Origin of the sequence: Tabrizicola sp., assembly GCF_031377265.1 — a bacterium.
GTDB lineage: Bacteria > Pseudomonadota > Alphaproteobacteria > Rhodobacterales > Rhodobacteraceae > JAUYQR01.
This window is the reverse complement of the sequence record NZ_JANMET010000109.1, coordinates 1-14,951: the sequence shown is the minus strand read 5'-3', so window position 1 is coordinate 14,951 and position 14,951 is coordinate 1. Positions and strand designations below refer to the sequence as shown.

Annotated in this window: 8 protein-coding genes and 1 pseudogene; 4 read left to right on the top strand and 5 right to left on the bottom strand. The window is 64.6% G+C overall.

What is annotated here, in order from left to right; all coding sequences use genetic code 11:
- Positions 1 to 283, bottom strand: a pseudogene (locus RMO18_RS06310) (colanic acid biosynthesis glycosyltransferase WcaL); the annotation flags it as partial.
- A gap of 18 nt (positions 284 to 301) precedes the next feature.
- Positions 302 to 1,240, bottom strand: a complete 939-nt coding sequence (locus RMO18_RS06305; RefSeq protein WP_309664636.1) for a glycosyltransferase family 2 protein — start codon at positions 1,238 to 1,240, stop codon at positions 302 to 304.
- Positions 1,241 to 1,320: 80 nt separating this feature from the next.
- Between RMO18_RS06305 and RMO18_RS06300 the strand changes: the two genes are divergently transcribed.
- Positions 1,321 to 2,178 (top strand): WecB/TagA/CpsF family glycosyltransferase, encoded by an 858-nt coding sequence (locus tag RMO18_RS06300; protein ID WP_309664634.1) that lies wholly within the window; start codon positions 1,321 to 1,323, stop codon positions 2,176 to 2,178.
- Positions 2,179 to 2,327: 149 nt separating this feature from the next.
- Positions 2,328 to 3,314: a glycosyltransferase family 2 protein gene (locus tag RMO18_RS06295; protein ID WP_309664633.1), complete on the top strand. Its 987-nt coding sequence runs from the start codon at positions 2,328 to 2,330 to the stop codon at positions 3,312 to 3,314.
- A 40-nt stretch (positions 3,315 to 3,354) separates the two neighbouring features.
- Here the strand turns inward: RMO18_RS06295 and RMO18_RS06290 are convergent, their stop codons facing one another.
- Genes RMO18_RS06290 through RMO18_RS06280 form a run of 3 tightly spaced genes read right to left on the bottom strand, consistent with a single transcriptional unit; the run spans position 3,355 to position 6,780 of the window.
- Positions 3,355 to 4,170 carry a CpsD/CapB family tyrosine-protein kinase gene (locus RMO18_RS06290; protein WP_309664632.1) on the bottom strand — a complete coding sequence of 272 codons (816 nt, stop codon included), beginning with the start codon at positions 4,168 to 4,170 and terminating at the stop codon, positions 3,355 to 3,357.
- Positions 4,171 to 4,177: 7 nt separating this feature from the next.
- Positions 4,178 to 5,737, bottom strand: a complete 1,560-nt coding sequence (locus RMO18_RS06285; RefSeq protein ID WP_309664631.1) for a Wzz/FepE/Etk N-terminal domain-containing protein — start codon at positions 5,735 to 5,737, stop codon at positions 4,178 to 4,180.
- Positions 5,738 to 5,739: 2 nt separating this feature from the next.
- Entirely contained in the window at positions 5,740 to 6,780 is a 1,041-nt protein-coding gene (locus RMO18_RS06280; RefSeq protein ID WP_309664630.1) for an AAA family ATPase, read from the bottom strand.
- 434 nt (positions 6,781 to 7,214) lie between these two features.
- Here RMO18_RS06280 and RMO18_RS06275 point away from each other — a divergent pair, with 434 nt between their 5' ends.
- On the top strand, positions 7,215 to 13,580 hold the full coding sequence (locus RMO18_RS06275; protein ID WP_309664629.1) for an SDR family NAD(P)-dependent oxidoreductase: 6,366 nt from the start codon (positions 7,215 to 7,217) through the stop codon (positions 13,578 to 13,580).
- A gap of 13 nt (positions 13,581 to 13,593) precedes the next feature.
- A partial coding sequence (locus RMO18_RS06270; RefSeq protein ID WP_309664628.1) for a formyltransferase family protein occupies positions 13,594 to 14,951 on the top strand: 1,358 nt, incomplete at its 3' end.

The window sequence follows — 14,951 nt, the reverse complement described above, 5'->3', positions numbered from 1 at the left end:
ACCAAACCCCCGGCCCGCGTGCAATCGCCTGGGCATGGGCAACGACCACGCGCAGCGGATTTCGCGCCGCAGCCAGCACATAGACGGTCTCCGCGCGCGCGCGCATCTCCTCCTCGCCACGAAACTCCAAAGCGTCGGGCTTGCGGATCGAGCAGGTCAGCACCTCCAAACCCTCCGCCCGCAACGCTTCGATTTCGCGCAGAATGAACGTGTGCGAGATTTTCGGGTAATCGCCGGTCAGATACGCGATCAGCCCGCGCTTTGCTGCCGCTGCCTCGTTCATGTCATTCCCTCGCCCGTGTTACCGCGCCAACTTGCGGCGCCACCAAAGCAGCTTTCCAGCCCCGCCGACCGCATCGAGCTGAAACCGGGTCGACAATGCTGCCGAAAACGGGCGCAGTGCAAGCGCCGCTATGCCGTGCAGCACCAGTTGCGCCGCGCCCGCAGCCATCCAGAATGCCACCCGCGCCGCACCGCGCAGGCCGCCCGCGCCACTTTCCACCACACAGCGAAGTTGCCCGTCACTGAACCGGCGACTGCGCAGAAACCCGATGGTTGCGCGCCGTGCGGGAACCAGTTCATGGACCAATGCATCGGGGCACCAGATCAGCGCAATGCCATGATCGTCAACCAGATGCCGAAACAGCCACACATCCTCGCCACCAGCATTGAAGGTCGGGTCGAAAGGTGGCGTCACCCGGGCCAGCACATCGCGGCGAAACATCGAGTTTCCAGACCCGACATAAGCGCGCAGCGCGCTGACATCCGCGCCGGCGGCTGCCGGCAAACGGCGGCTGAACACGCGGTCCAGCGGCTGGCGAAGGTTGGCCGCCGGCTCCTCCTCAAAGGCAGGGTCGATCGCGCCAAAGGCAACGGCAACGCCGCTATCGGCAGCTGCAGCGAACGCCGTAAGCCAGCCCCGCGCGGGCAATTCATCATCATCAAGAAAGATCACATACGTCCCGCGCGCTTCGGCCACGCCTCGGTTCCTTGCATGGGCGACACCGGCCTTCGGTTCGTGAACATAACGCACGAACTCCGGTGCACCTGCTGCAGCCTGCGCTGCCGATCCCTCCGGCGAATTGTCGATCAGAACAACCTCGACCCGATCACTTTGTTGGTCAATCTGCTGCTTCAGCGCGTCGAACAACGGGCCAAGATACCCTTCACGCCGAAAAGTTGGCACCACAATTGACACAAAGCGCTTGGCGCCAGAGACGGGAAGCAGATGGTTCGACACGTTTTCACATGACCCCGGCGCAATAGATGCGAAAAATCGATATCATCAACCTGACGCAAAGGCTATCGGCTTGACGTCAGATGAACAATCGCCAGCATCATGGGCGCGGCACCGGCAGGATGGAGAAGAGTTTGGCCGACAATGACCCCCGGCAAACCAACGCAGACCATCGCGCAAGCGCCTTGGCGCTGGTCAACACGCCGGATGAGGCAGCACTTCTGGCCGACATCGGCGCGCGGCTTGACCATGGGCAGGGCTTTGCGATTGCAACCCTGAACCTTGATCATGTCGTCAAACTGCGCCGCGACCCGACCTTCGCACGCGCCTACGCCGACCAAAGCCATGTCGTGGCTGACGGCAATCCGGTAGTATGGCTGTGCCATCTGGCCGGGCGGCGGGACGTTCGGCTGGTGCCTGGATCGGAGCTTATTGCACCGCTGGCAGCCCTTGCGGCGCAAAAGGGCGTGGCGCTGGCCTTTCTCGGCTCGACCGAACCTGTCTTGCGTGCCGCCAAGACCCGCCTTGAAGCCGATCATCCGGGGCTAACGGTCCAGGCCTGCCTTGCGCCCCCCTTTGGCTTTGATCCAGAAGGGGCCGAGGCTGACGCATTGCTGGATAGGGTCGCGGCGTCAGGTGCGCGGATCTGCCTGCTGGCGCTGGGCGCGCCAAAGCAGGAAGTTCTTGCCGCCCGTGGTTATGCCCGCCATCCGGGCATCGGTTTCTTGTCGATTGGTGCGGGGCTGGACTTCATCGCCGGCCACCAGACCCGCGCGCCGTTTTGGGTGCGGCGCGTGGCGATGGAATGGCTGTGGCGAATGCTGACCAACCCAAGGCGTCTGGCGCGCCGCTATCTCGATTGCGCGCTCTTCCTTCCGGGCCTGACCGTGGCGGCCCTGTCGCAGCGGCAAGGCAAACGTAGCGAACCACCACGGAACTAGTGGTCGCCAGGTGGCCCAGCCGCAGGATTGCAGGCCCATAAGAATAGTCTATCTTCGTGCAGACACTACCTTTTTCACACAAGCGCGAGCGCCCGCACACGATGGCGCGATCTTTAGAATGCAGGCGGCAGATTGCCGGAGGCACGTAGATGGGTGATGCAGTGACGGCAGGTTCGGAACATCCTACGGTCTTGACGGTCGTGCTCAACTGGCGCACCGCCGAAATGACCCTGCGCGCCGTTGCGGCCGCAGAACGCGCCATGTTGGGGATCAGGGGCGCGATCACTGTTGTCGACAATGATTCCGGCGATGGTTCGTTTGAAAGCATACTTGCAGCAACCCGTGGCCGCGAACGGGTTCGTGTCGTGCAGTCGGGCCACAACGGTGGCTTTGGCGCCGGCAACAATGTCGGCATCCGTCTGGGGCTGCCCGATGGCAGCCTCCCGGACTTCGTTTACATCCTGAATTCGGATGCCTTTCCCGCGCCCGATGCAATCGCGGTTTTGCTCGCCTACCTTCAGGCCCATCCCGCTGCGGGCCTTGCCGGCAGCTACATCCAGGGGTCTGACGGCGAAGATCACGTCACCTGCTTCCGCTTCCCGTCGGTTGCTTCAGAGTTTGAAGGCGCTGCGCGTACTGGCCCGATATCGCGGCTGCTCGCGCACCGCGCCGTGCCGCTTGGTGTGCCAGCGGTCAGCGGTCAGGTTGATTGGCTTGCCGGTGCAAGCCTGATGATCCGCCATGAGGTGGTGGACGAAATCGGCCTGTTTGATGAGGGTTTCTTCCTGTATTTCGAAGAAACCGACCTTTGCCGCCGCGCCCGTGATGCGGGCTGGCAGACGCATTTCGTGCGCGAAAGCCGGGTCGAACACATTGGTTCCGTTTCAACCGGAATGAAGGCTTGGGGCCGGGTGCCCGGCTACTGGTTCGACAGTCGCTGGCGCTATCTCGTCAAGTCAGGTGGGCGGGGTCATGCGGTGGTGGCCACGCTTGCGCATATCTCAGGCGGCTTGATCTTGCGGACCCGGCGGTTGATCCAGCCGCGCCTCGGCGCTGATCCGCCCCGGTTCCTGCGGGATCTGACTGCACATGCCTTGCGTCAGATCCGCACCAAACGCACAGACCCGGCCGCCTGACCACGTAACCCGCCGCAGTCGCCGCTACCCGCGCTCGCCGTCAGTAGTAGGCACCGTAACGATCGCTGTTTTCGCGCCCCATCAAACGGCACTTGTTCAGGACCACACCCAGCACGTTGGTATGGGCGGCAAGTTCCTTACCGCACAGGTCAATGTCGCTTACCGAGCTTTCCTCGGCCGCAGCAACCATCAAGGCGCAGTCCACCTGATCAAGAAAGGCGGCCGTGTCGTCCCGGACCAGCATGGGGGGCATATCGAACAGAATCACGTCAGGCTTGAACTGGGCTTCCAGCGCTTCGATGGCGTCAGCGGCGCTGTCCGACGACAAAAGCTCTGCCGGGTTCGGAACCGGAAACGAATTCAGGCCAAAGGCAAGGTTTGCCCCCCAGCGCAGCAACTGATCCTGCACCCTTTCGCTGCCGTTCAGGACCCCGGCAAAGTTGAAGGTGCGGTCCAGGCTCAGCGCGCGTTGAATCGCGGGGCGGCGCAGGTCCATCTCCAGAACGATCACCTTCAGGTCGGTCTGCCGCGCCAGACTGAACGCCAGGTTCAGGCTGATGGTCGTCTTGCCACACGCGCTGCCTGGCGACGTGATCGCGACCCGGGTCCATTTCTTTTCGCGCAGCTGGTGCAGCAGATTGGTCCGCATCATGTCAAAGATCGCAGCCTCTGGGCCGGACCGAAGTGCCACGATCCGGTTCTCGTCCAGGCGCTCTGTGTCCAGATGCAGCGCGCCAAGCCCGCCCCACGCATCAGCGACCGGCTCACGCGGTTTGGTTACGGCTTTCGGCGGCGCCTCCGGCGATGTCTGCCGGGAAGCGCGGGCCTTTGCGATGGCGGATTGCAGGCGTTCCATGGGGTATCTATCCCGAGATGCTTGGCATGTTGATCTTGACCCAGTCGCCGAGGCCTACTTTTTCAGCGATTACCGCGATGATGGTTCCCAAAGGCATCAAGAACACATGAACCGCCAGCAGCAAAAGCGGTACCCCAATCACCACTCCGGCGATGGTGCTGATCATTACCACCTTGCGATGCCGGATTTCTTCCTTTGATTCCATATATGGCACTGTTCCGAAAGGCGTGATGCCAAGCGCCCTCACCAGTTCGGCAGGCCGTCGGATCGTCCGGTTCAGAAGCTCGAGCAACAGCACCATCGCCGCAGAAAGCAGCACCCCCGCTCCCGCGCCCGTCGCGGCCACCAGCTTGCGGTTGGGCTCGGAACGGAAGGCCGGCGCGATCGCTGGCTCGATCACCGTGATCCTTTGGCCGCGGTCGGTCTCTTCGATCCGGTCGCCCATCCGCGCATCGGCCAGACTTGCCACCGCCTGATCATACTGTACCCGCAGGTTGGCGTAGTCGCTTTGCAACGCGCTCAGGCTGATCGAATTCGCAGCCGTCGCCTCTATCGACGCCTGCAATGCCTCAAGCTCGGCCTCGATCTGCAACTTTTGCTCGGCCAGAAAACTGATCTGGCCGTCGATATCAGTCATCTGCAGTTCGAAAGACGTCAGCGTCCCTTCGCCTGAAACGCCAAGCTGCTCCTTCACCGCTTCCTCCAGCGCGGCAACCTGGGTCTGCAAGGCGCGCACCCGCGGGTTTTGCGCCGAATACAGGACCAACGCCGAAGCAAGTTCCTGCCGCAGGTCTTCCAACTGGGCCTGTTCGGGGGTCATTTCGCCAACCGAAGACGCCAGCCGCCCCGTCCGGTCATAAAGGTCAGTCAGCAGCTTGCGCCGGTCACGCAGGCTCGCCAGCTCGCGGTCAACCTGCAGCAAACGCTCCGTCTGGGCTGCTTGGCGCGTCCGGCGGTACGCCAGGCTTTCGGGCAGGGCGTCGCGATTGGCCTCTTCAAACTCCAGTATCTTGCCATTCTGCTGCGACATTTCTTCGGTCAGTCGGCGCACTTCCTGTTCGAAAAAGTCGAGCGTGCTGCCCGAAGCCGCGGTTCTGATTTCGGCATTCTGTTCCAGAATTTGCGCCACCAGCGCGTTGGTCACCCCTGCCGACATCTCCGGCTCTGACGCGCCGAAAGACACCGTTACCACGCCGGTATTGCCCAACAGCGGCGGCATGTAGATCGAGATGCGATACCGCATCTCTTCCACGATTCCGTCTTCCGAGATTTCGGGCGTGGCGGCGTAAATCCCGAACTGGTCGGAAAGTTCAAGCAGGTTCGCGCGGGTAAGCAGCCGCTGTTGGATTGCCAGTAGGTTCTCATCGGCAGTCGACGTCACGGTCGAAGCGGCAAGTTCATCGGGAATCTGCCCGCTTTCGAACAAAAGCTTCGCCTCGGCGCGGTAGACAGGCGGCAGGGTGTACGCAATCGTCACGCCAATGGCCGTGCAGACCGCCAGGATGATCAGGATAAACGGCAGTCGCCGGACCAGCAGCGCGAAATAGAATCGCAGATCAATCGTCATATTTACTTGTCATCCTGAACACGCGTTGAATTTATCGCGAAAAGCACGCCATCGTCCAGAACCTGATGGACCGTCCGTTCACTGACGATCTGCTTGCCCCGGGTATACGCGTAGACCATGGATAAGTCACAAAGCTGATTCACCAGCCGCGGCACCCCGCCCGTCACCTTGTAGATCAGATTGACCGCCGCGGCGCTGAACACCCGCTGCTCGCGCCCGGCCACCTTCAAGCGATGTGGGATGTATGCGCGTACCGTGCGAAGGTCCATTTCCGTCAGATGAAAGCTTGCCGACACGCGTTGGGCAAACTGGCGCATGTCGGGGCGGGAAATCACGCTGCGCAGTTCCGGCTGCCCGACCAGCACAAGCTGCAGCAATTCGTCCTGCCCGGAGTTGATGTTGGTGAACATCCGCAGTTCTTCCAGTGCCTCACGGGCAAGGTTCTGCGCTTCGTCGAAAATCAGTACTACGCGCCGTCCGGCGGCGTATTCGTTGATCAGGTAGGTCTGGAACCGCGAAAACAGATCAACATAGGTTTCGTCAGGCACGGCAGGCTGATCCAGCGCCATCAACACCCAGCGCAACAGTTCGGCACGCGATCCGTTCGGGTTCGAAATCAGCCCGACACTCACCTCAGGCCCCAAAGACCGAAGCAGATGCAGCAGCAGTGTCGTCTTGCCGGCCCCCACTTCGCCGGTGATCACCGTGATCGGCGAATGGGTCATCACGCCATATTCAAGCATCGTGTAGGCGCGCTTGTGGGCGGGCGGCCAGAACAGGAATTCCGGGTCGGGCGCCAATGCGAACGGCCGCCTCGTCAGGCCGAAATGCTCGGTATAGATGTCGGGCGAACTGGGTGAGATACGGACATCCGAAATCTGAATACGGGGCAGTACCTGCCCCGTGGTTGATGGCAACGCCAAAGGCAGCACCCCCTGCGCCTGATGATCATTCTGCTGAACCTGCGCGCGGTTTGTGCTCTCGTCTGAACTGACCACGTGGTTCGGCGGAGGAACCGCGCGTCTCGATCTTTCCGTTCTCATCGTCTCACCTTCGGATAGGTCGCGGCATCAGCGGCGACCTTTCTTGACTGTGTAGCCAAACCGTTGCTGCAAGGCGATGAAAGACCGTCCACTGGTTCCTGACTGTCAACAATGCCACTCTCCGAACTGCCCACTTTACAAGTCTCTCTGAAAATCTCGCGCCGCACCCGCGTGTTCGTGCGTTTTGCCTTACAGTGATATAGTAGAATCATCATGTTTCCAGCGTGCGAATCGTTCATGGGCTTCCGATTTTACAACACTGCCGTACTTGACCATCTGTCCGCCATTCTCCGTAGCGAAGTCGCGAAGGTACGGATCTGGTGCAGAAAGAAATTGGGTGCGGCGGTTCGTCGATCCCAGGGTGCAAGCCGTATACTTCTGGACCGTAATGCTTCGTATTTGGTCATTAACGAGTCTGGCGGGGAAGTGTGGAAATGATGAACGATTCCGGTTCCAGGATAGACGAGGCCAGCAAACCCGATCCGGGCGATATCGCTATTGTCGGGATGGCTGCACATCTGCCGGGCGCGCCGGATATCGCGGCCTATTGGGATAACCTCCGCGAGGGTCGGTCGGCAGTACGCCAGCTGACGCCAGAGGAACTGCAGGCCTCCGGCGAAAGCCAGGCAATGCTGCGTAACCCGGCCTACGTGCCCCATGCCGCACCGCTGGATGGCTTTGATCGGTTCGACGCCGAGTTCTTCGGCTTTTCGCCCAAGGAAGCATCTATCCTAGATCCCCAGCACCGCCAATTCCTTGAGGTTGCGTGGGAAGCGCTCGAAAATGCCGGTCATCCACCCGAAACCTTCAACGGCGCGGTGGGCGTCTTCGCGGGCTGCGGCATGGGCAGCTATTTCTATTTCAACCTCTGTTCCAATCCGGCACTTGTCGACAACACCGGCATGTTCCTGTTGCGCCACACCGGCAACGACAAGGACTTCCTGTCTACCCGCGTCAGCCACATTCTTGATCTCAAGGGGCCAAGCCTGTCGCTGCAAACCGCCTGCTCCACCTCGCTGGTTGCAGTGCACTATGCGGCGCAGGCGCTGTTGAACGGCGAATGTGACATGGCGCTGGCGGGTGGCGTCACGATTGAACTGCCGCAGGGCCGTGGCTACATCTACAAAGAGGGCGAGGTGCTGTCGCCAGACGGCGTTTGTCATGCCTTCGATCATCGCGCCCAGGGCACGGTTTTCGGCTCCGGCGCGGGCGTCGTGGTGCTGCGCCGGCTTGAAGATGCGTTGGCCGATGGCGACCATGTCTGGGCCGTGATCAAGGGCAGTGCGGTGAACAACGACGGTGCCGCCAAGGCGGGCTACCTCGCGCCTTCGGTCGAAGGCCAGGCTGCCTGCATCGCCACGGCGCTGGCGGTGGCCGGGGTTCCGGCAAACACCGTCGACTATGTCGAATGCCACGGCACCGGCACCTATCTTGGCGACCCGATCGAGGTCGCAGCCCTGACCGAAGCGTTCCGCCGCACCACGCCAGACCGCGGCTTTGCCCGCATCGGCAGCGTCAAGACCAACATCGGCCATCTTGATACCGCTGCCGGGGTGGCCAGCCTGATCAAGGCCACGCTCGGGCTGCATCACCGCCAGATGCCCCCCAGCCTGAATTTCGAGGCGCCGAACCCTGCCATCGATTTTGACGGCAGCCCGTTTCGGGTGAATGACCGGCTGACCGACTGGCCGCGCCGGATGGGGCCGCGCCGCGCCGGGGTGAACTCGCTTGGCGTTGGCGGCACCAATGCGCATGTCGTGCTGCAAGAGGCGTCCGAACCCGCAGCCTCGGCCGGGTCCGACTGGCCCTTCCAGCTTCTCACCCTGTCCGCCCGCAGCGCCTCCGCATTGGGCGAGGCATCGTCGCGCCTTGCAGCACACTTGCGCGCGCATCCCGAACAGCCGCTGGCCGACGTGGCCTATACCCTGAAACAGGGCCGCCGCGCCTTTGAACACCGCCGCGTACTGGTCGCCGCCAGCCATGAAGAGGCGGCAAAGCTTCTCGAAGCCGGCGATCCCCGCCGCGTCTTTACCCAGCGCCGGGTGGGCGACGCGCCCGAAGTTGTGTTCATGTTCCCAGGCGGCGGCGCGCAGTACCCCAACATGGCGCGCGATCTGTATGAAACCGAACCCGTGTTCGCCGAATGGATGGACCGGGGGCTTGCCGCTCTGGATGCCCTGACCGACACCGACATCCGCCCGCTCTGGCTGCCCGAACCGGGGCACGAGGCCGACGCCGCCGAACGCCTGCGCCGCCCGTCGTTGCAGCTGCCGCTGATCCTGATCGTCGAGATCGCACTGGCACGGCTGTGGGAAAGCTGGGGGGTCACACCCTCGGTGCTGATCGGCCACAGCATGGGCCAGAACGCCGCCGCCTGCGTTGCCGGTGTGATGAGCCTTGAGGAAACGGTCGGCCTCGTCCACCTGCGCGGCACGTTGTTCGACACGGTTCCCGCAGGCGGCATGCTGTCGGTGCCCCTGTCTGAGGCGGCGCTTGCCCCTCACCTTGGTGATCTCGATATCGCGTCGGTCAACGCCCCCGAACTCACCGTCGTCTCCGGCCCCGACGCGGGCCTCCTCGCCCTCGCAGACCGCCTGCGCGCCGACGGAATCGAGACCAACCGCATCGCCATCGACATCGCCGCCCATTCCCGAATGCTGGAACCGATCCTCGCCCGCTTCCGCGCCCATCTTGCAACGATGCGCCTGTCACCGCCGCAAATTCCGATCATCTCCAACCGCAGTGGCCAGATCCTGACTGACGCTGAGGCGACCAGCCCGGATTACTGGGTCGCCCACCTGCGCGGTACGGTCCGCTTTGCCGACAGCATGGCCACCCTGCGTCAGAACCCTGACCGGGTGTATGTTGAGGTTGGCCCCGGCCGCGCGCTGGCCACACTTGCCCAGGCCAACGGTGCAATGGGTGGCCAGCCGGTGCCCGCCAGCCTGCGCCACCCCGACGATACCGTCACCGACGACCGCCATTTCATCGCCACCCTTGGCCGGCTCTGGGCTTGCGGCGCGAACCCCGACTGGACGCAGATCTGGGGCGACGCCCCACGCCGCCGTGTGCCGTTGCCGACCTATCCCTTCCAACGCTCGCGCTATTTCATCGACCCCGGCAAACCCGCGATCACTGTCGAGGAAGACCTGCTTCCCGCCCGCCACGAAGCCGTCACCGATTTCGGCTATCGCCTCGCCTGGCGCGCAGCCCCTGCCGATTGCCTTGTCGATGTCGAGGCTGATCTTGGCGCGCCCCTGACCTGGCTTGTCTTTGCTGATGAGGCGGGCCTCGCCCGCGCAGTGGTGCAGCGTCTGCGCGACGGTGGCCACAAGGTCATCACCGTTCACGCCGGTGATGCCTTCGCCCGGATCGGCGAGGAATCCTACACCATCGCCCCGGAACGCGGGCGTGAGGGATATGATGCGCTGATCGCCGATCTTGTGCAGCGGAGCCTCGCCCCCGCCCGGATCGCGCATTTCTGGCTGGTCACGGCGACCGAAAGCTTCCGCCCCGGTTCCAGCTTTTTTCACCGCAACCTCGAACAGGGGTTCTGGAGCGTGTTCTTCCTCGGTCAGGCGCTGGGCGAATCCGGGCTGAAACCGCTTCCGCACCTGACCGTGCTCAGCACTGGCGCGGCACAGGTCCGCACCGAGGCCCTGACCTGTCCCGAAAAGGCCGCCGTCGCTGGTCCGGTGCGGGTGATGCCACGCGAGTTTCCGGGACTGACCGCCTCCACCCTCGACTTGGCCCTGCCCGAAGGCCGCCGCGCCGCGATCCCCGCCGATACGGTGATGCTGGTACTGGAAGAACTGCTGTCTGCCCCCGGCAATACCGTGGCCGCCCTGCGCGGCACCCGGCGCTATGAAACCCGCCTCGCGCCCGCACCTTTGCCGGAACCGGTTAGCCTGCCGCAGGGTGCTGTCTGGGTGCTGACCGGCGGCTTTGGCGGCATCGGCATGACGGTGGCCGAACGGCTGCTGCGTCAGACCGGCGCAAAGGTCGCCCTGATCGGCCGCAGCCTTCCCGCGCCCGGGTCTGTGCGGGCCGGTGTCCTGTCGCGCCTTGACCGCCTTGGCACCGTCCTGCCGCTTGCCGCAGATGTCTGCAATCCCGAAGACATGCGTGCAGCCCTCGCCCGTGTCCGCAGCGAACTTGGCCCGATCCACGGCGTCATTCACGCCGCTGGCACGGTCGATGATGCCCCGCTGCTGGGCAAAGATCCCGGTGCCGCCGAGGCGGTTCTGTCGCCAAAGGTGCATGGCACCAAGCTGCTTGATACGCTGTTGCCAGACGGCAGCATCGAACATCTGGTGCTTTTCTCCTCCACCTCCACGGCAATTGCGCCCGCCGGGCAGGCCGACTACGTCGCCGCCAACGAATATCTCAACGCCTTCGCCCGCGCGCGCTTGGGCGGCAAGACCAAGGTCACCGCGATCAACTGGGGCATCTGGTCCGGCATCGGCATGGCCGCCGATGCTGATGCGCGCCGTCAAGGGCTGGACACCGCCGCCCCGCTGCCCGGCAATCTGATCCTCGAACGCATGTCCAGTACTGCTGACGGCCACCGCTTTGCCGCCACGCTTTCGGCGAGCCAATGGGTGATGGACGATCACCGGCTGAAGGACGGAACGTCGGTTCTGCCCGGTGCGGCCTGGCCGGAGATTGCCGCTGAAGCGCTGTCTGCGACCGGCGCGAAACCCGGCTTTGTGCTGAATGATCTGACCGTTATCCGCCCGCTCAGGCTTGAGGCCGACATGCCTCGCGACCTGCGTGTCACCCTGAAACGTGGCCGCGACGGCAGCCAGCGCCTGCAGGCCCGCACGCGGGAGGCCGCAGGCTGGGTGCTGACCGCCGAAGCCGGCCTCGCACCGCTGACCGAAACTGCGGGCAGCCTCGACCTTGCCACCATCGCCGCGCGCTGCCCGGTCCGCCAAAGTGCGCAAGGCGGCGTCGCCCTGCCATCTGCTCAGGAAGACCGCCTTGCCTTTGGCGCCCGCTGGCAAGTGCTGCGCAGCACCGCCACTGGCACTGCCGAAGGCCTCGCCACCATGGCACTGCCCGCACAGGCCGCCGCTGACGCCGAAACCTGCGCCATTCATCCCGCACTTTTTGACATCGGCACCGGCTGGGGGCTGGCGCTGCTGCCCGACGCGCCCTTGGGAATGATCTGGGTGCCGGTGACGCTTGGCACCGTCCGCATCTTTGCATCCCTGCCAGCCGAGATTCGCAGCTGGACCCGCCTGACCGGCACTCAAGGCGCAGACGGCGCCAGCTTCGATGTCACCCTGACCGATGCCACCGGCGGCATCCTGGTTGAAGTAGAAGGCATCACCTTCCGCCTGGTTGCCGCAGAACAGGTGCTGGCGCGTCCCGCCCCGCCCCGCCCCGCCGAGGTGGAGCCTGACGATAGCGCGCGCCGCAGCCTGTCCCCGGCAGAACAGCAATTGGCCGATGCGCTGGCCGACGGTATCCGCCCCGCCGAAGGTGCCGATGCCTTCCTGCGCGCGCTTGGCTCGGACAGTCCGCAGGTCTTCGTCTCATCTCGTGACCTGGTGGCCCTTGTTCGTCAGGCTGCCGCCACCACGGCTGCCGTCCCCGAAGGCCCCGGCTTCGCCCGCCCCGACCTTGAGACCGCCTATCTCGCCCCCCGGACCGAAGTTGAACGCGTGCTTGCCGGGTTCTGGGCCGAACTCCTCGGCGTGGCCGAGGTGGGCATCGAAGACGATTTCTTCGCGCTTGGTGGCCATTCGCTGATTGCTGTCCGCCTGTTCGCGATGATCCGGCGGCAGTGGAAGATCGACTTCCCGATCTCGATCCTGTTCGAGGCGCCGACCATTGCCCGTTGTGCAAAACTCGTCGCCGACCGGCTCGGTCCGGAAGACGTGGCCGCCGCCGACCCCGCCGCCAAGGCCGATCCCGCCGGGCCGCGCTTCACCCATCTTGTCGCCATGCACGGTGGCGAGGGTGGGCCGAAGACCCCGTTCTTCCTGGTCGCGGGCATGTTCGGCAACGTGTTGAACTTGCGCCACCTCGCGCATCTCTTGGGCACCGACCGGCCGTTTTACGGCCTGCAGGCACGTGGTCTGTTTGGCGATGCGGCGGCCCCCCACGCCACGCTGGAGGACGCCGCCACCGATTGCATCGCCGAAATCCGGCAGGTGCAGCCGAAGGGCCCCTATCTGCTTGGCGGCTTTTCGGGTGGCGGCCTGACCGCCTGGGAAATCGGCCGCCAGCTTCGCGCCATGGGCGAGCATGTGGCGCTGATGGTGCTCCTCGACACACCGTTACCGGTGCGGCCCGCGCTGTCCCGCCTGGACCGCGCAATGATCAAGCTTGCCGAACTGCGCGCCGGGGGGCCGCAGTTTCTGGTCGACTGGGCGCGCAGGCGGATGGATTGGGAACGTTCGCGCCACGCCATCGCAGCGGGCGAACCTGATCCCACCACGCCCTCCTTCCACAACGCCGAGATCGAGACCGCGTTTCGCACCGCCGTCGGCCTTTACCGGCTGCAGCCTTGGGCCGAAGGCCGGGTGGTTCTGTACCGCCCGCGGCTGGACCGGCACTGGAAGGTGACCGCAGGCAACTGGGTCAGCGCCGCCCGGGAATATGTGTATCCCGACAACCAGTGGACGCCCTTCGCCCCCGCCCTCGACGTTGTGGAGGTGCCGGGCGACCACGATTCGATGGTGCTTGAACCCAACGTCCGCGTGCTTGCCACACGGCTGCGCGCCGCGATCGCCGAGGCTGAAGCCAATCCCGCCGCAACCCTTGCCGAACGCAAAGTCGCCGCCGAATGACCGGAGCCCGTTGATGACCCTGACCGCCATCCTGATCGGCAACGAAAGCCTGACCGCCGAATGTGGCAACCTGTGGCTGGATCGCGGTCACGCCGTCACCGCCGTCGTGACCCGCGCGCCGCACGTCGCCAGTTGGGCCGCGAAAAGGGGCCTGACCGTGGTGGCACCCGGACCGGGCCTTGCAGCCCGCCTGCCGGGTCACGCCGTGGATTGGGTAATCTCGGTCGCGAACCTGTCGCTGGTGCCGGCAGGCGTGCTGGCCCTTGCCCGGCAGGGTGGCGTCAACTTCCACGACGGGCCGTTGCCTGGGTATGCCGGCCTCAACGCCCCGGTCTGGGCGCTGTTGAACGCGGAACGTCAGCACGCCGTTACCTGGCACCTGATGACATCCGGCATCGATGAAGGCGAAGTTCTGGCGACCAGCACCTTCGACATCACCGCCGATGAAACCGCCTTCACGCTGAACGCGCGTTGCTTTGCCGCAGCACTCGACAGTTTTCCGCAAGTCATCACGGCGCTTGAGGCCGGTGGCCAGCCGCGCCAACCGCAGGGCAATGGCCCTCGCCGCATGTTCCGCCGCGCTGACCGGCCCGCCGCTGCCGCCCGGCTTGATTTCACCAAACCCGCCGAAACTGTCGCAGGCATGGTCCGCGCGCTGGATCACGGCGGCTATCGCAACCCGCTCGCTGTCGCAAAGATTCTGGTCGGGGGCCGCATTCTGGCCGTCGGTGCCGCCGAAATCACCGCTGGCAGCGCCGTCCCCGGCACCGTGCTGGACGCGTCCGATGCATCCCTCGTCGTCGCCTGTGCCACCGGCGCCGTGCGCCTGATGCGGCTGACCGATCTGCAAGGCAACGCGGTCAGCCCCACATCCCTCAACACAACCCATCTCCCCTCGCCCGACGTGAACGAGGCCGCCGCCCTGACCGCCGCCCTTGCGCCGGTTGCCGAGGCCGAGGCGCTGTGCCGCGCCATTCTCGCCTCGCCCGATCCGGTCGTCCTCGGCGGCCCGCCAACCGTCAGCCCCGATTGGCAGTCGCTGCCGCTCGCTCTCTCCAACGCCACTCCCGCGCGTCTTGCATTGGCCGCCCTGCGTGCCATTGGGCGAACCTCTGGCGACATCGCCTTTTCAGGCGGCCCCTCGCCCGTTCCCGGCTATGTGACCCCGTGGGTACCGCTCCGCCTTGCAGCCGCCGGCCCTGCCGCCGCTGCCGAGGCTTTGGCCGAAGTCGCCCTTGACGCGGCCCGCGCGGCCACCGGGCTTGCCGCCGATCTTGCCCTGCGCGAACCGGGACTGGGGGCACTGATCCCCGCGCCTCTGGCGATCAGCGCCGTCAATGCTCCACTGGAAGGCACTGCCGTCACTCTGAC

Coding starts and splice junctions, on each gene's coding strand:
- RMO18_RS06300 (WP_309664634.1), top strand. CDS start 1,321: ATGAACAATCGCCAGCATCATGGGCGCGGCACCGGCAGGATGGAGAAG.
- RMO18_RS06295 (WP_309664633.1), top strand. CDS start 2,328: ATGGGTGATGCAGTGACGGCAGGTTCGGAACATCCTACGGTCTTGACG.
- RMO18_RS06290 (WP_309664632.1), bottom strand. CDS start 4,170: ATGGAACGCCTGCAATCCGCCATCGCAAAGGCCCGCGCTTCCCGGCAG.
- RMO18_RS06285 (WP_309664631.1), bottom strand. CDS start 5,737: ATGACGATTGATCTGCGATTCTATTTCGCGCTGCTGGTCCGGCGACTG.
- RMO18_RS06280 (WP_309664630.1), bottom strand. CDS start 6,780: ATGAGAACGGAAAGATCGAGACGCGCGGTTCCTCCGCCGAACCACGTG.
- RMO18_RS06275 (WP_309664629.1), top strand. CDS start 7,215: ATGATGAACGATTCCGGTTCCAGGATAGACGAGGCCAGCAAACCCGAT.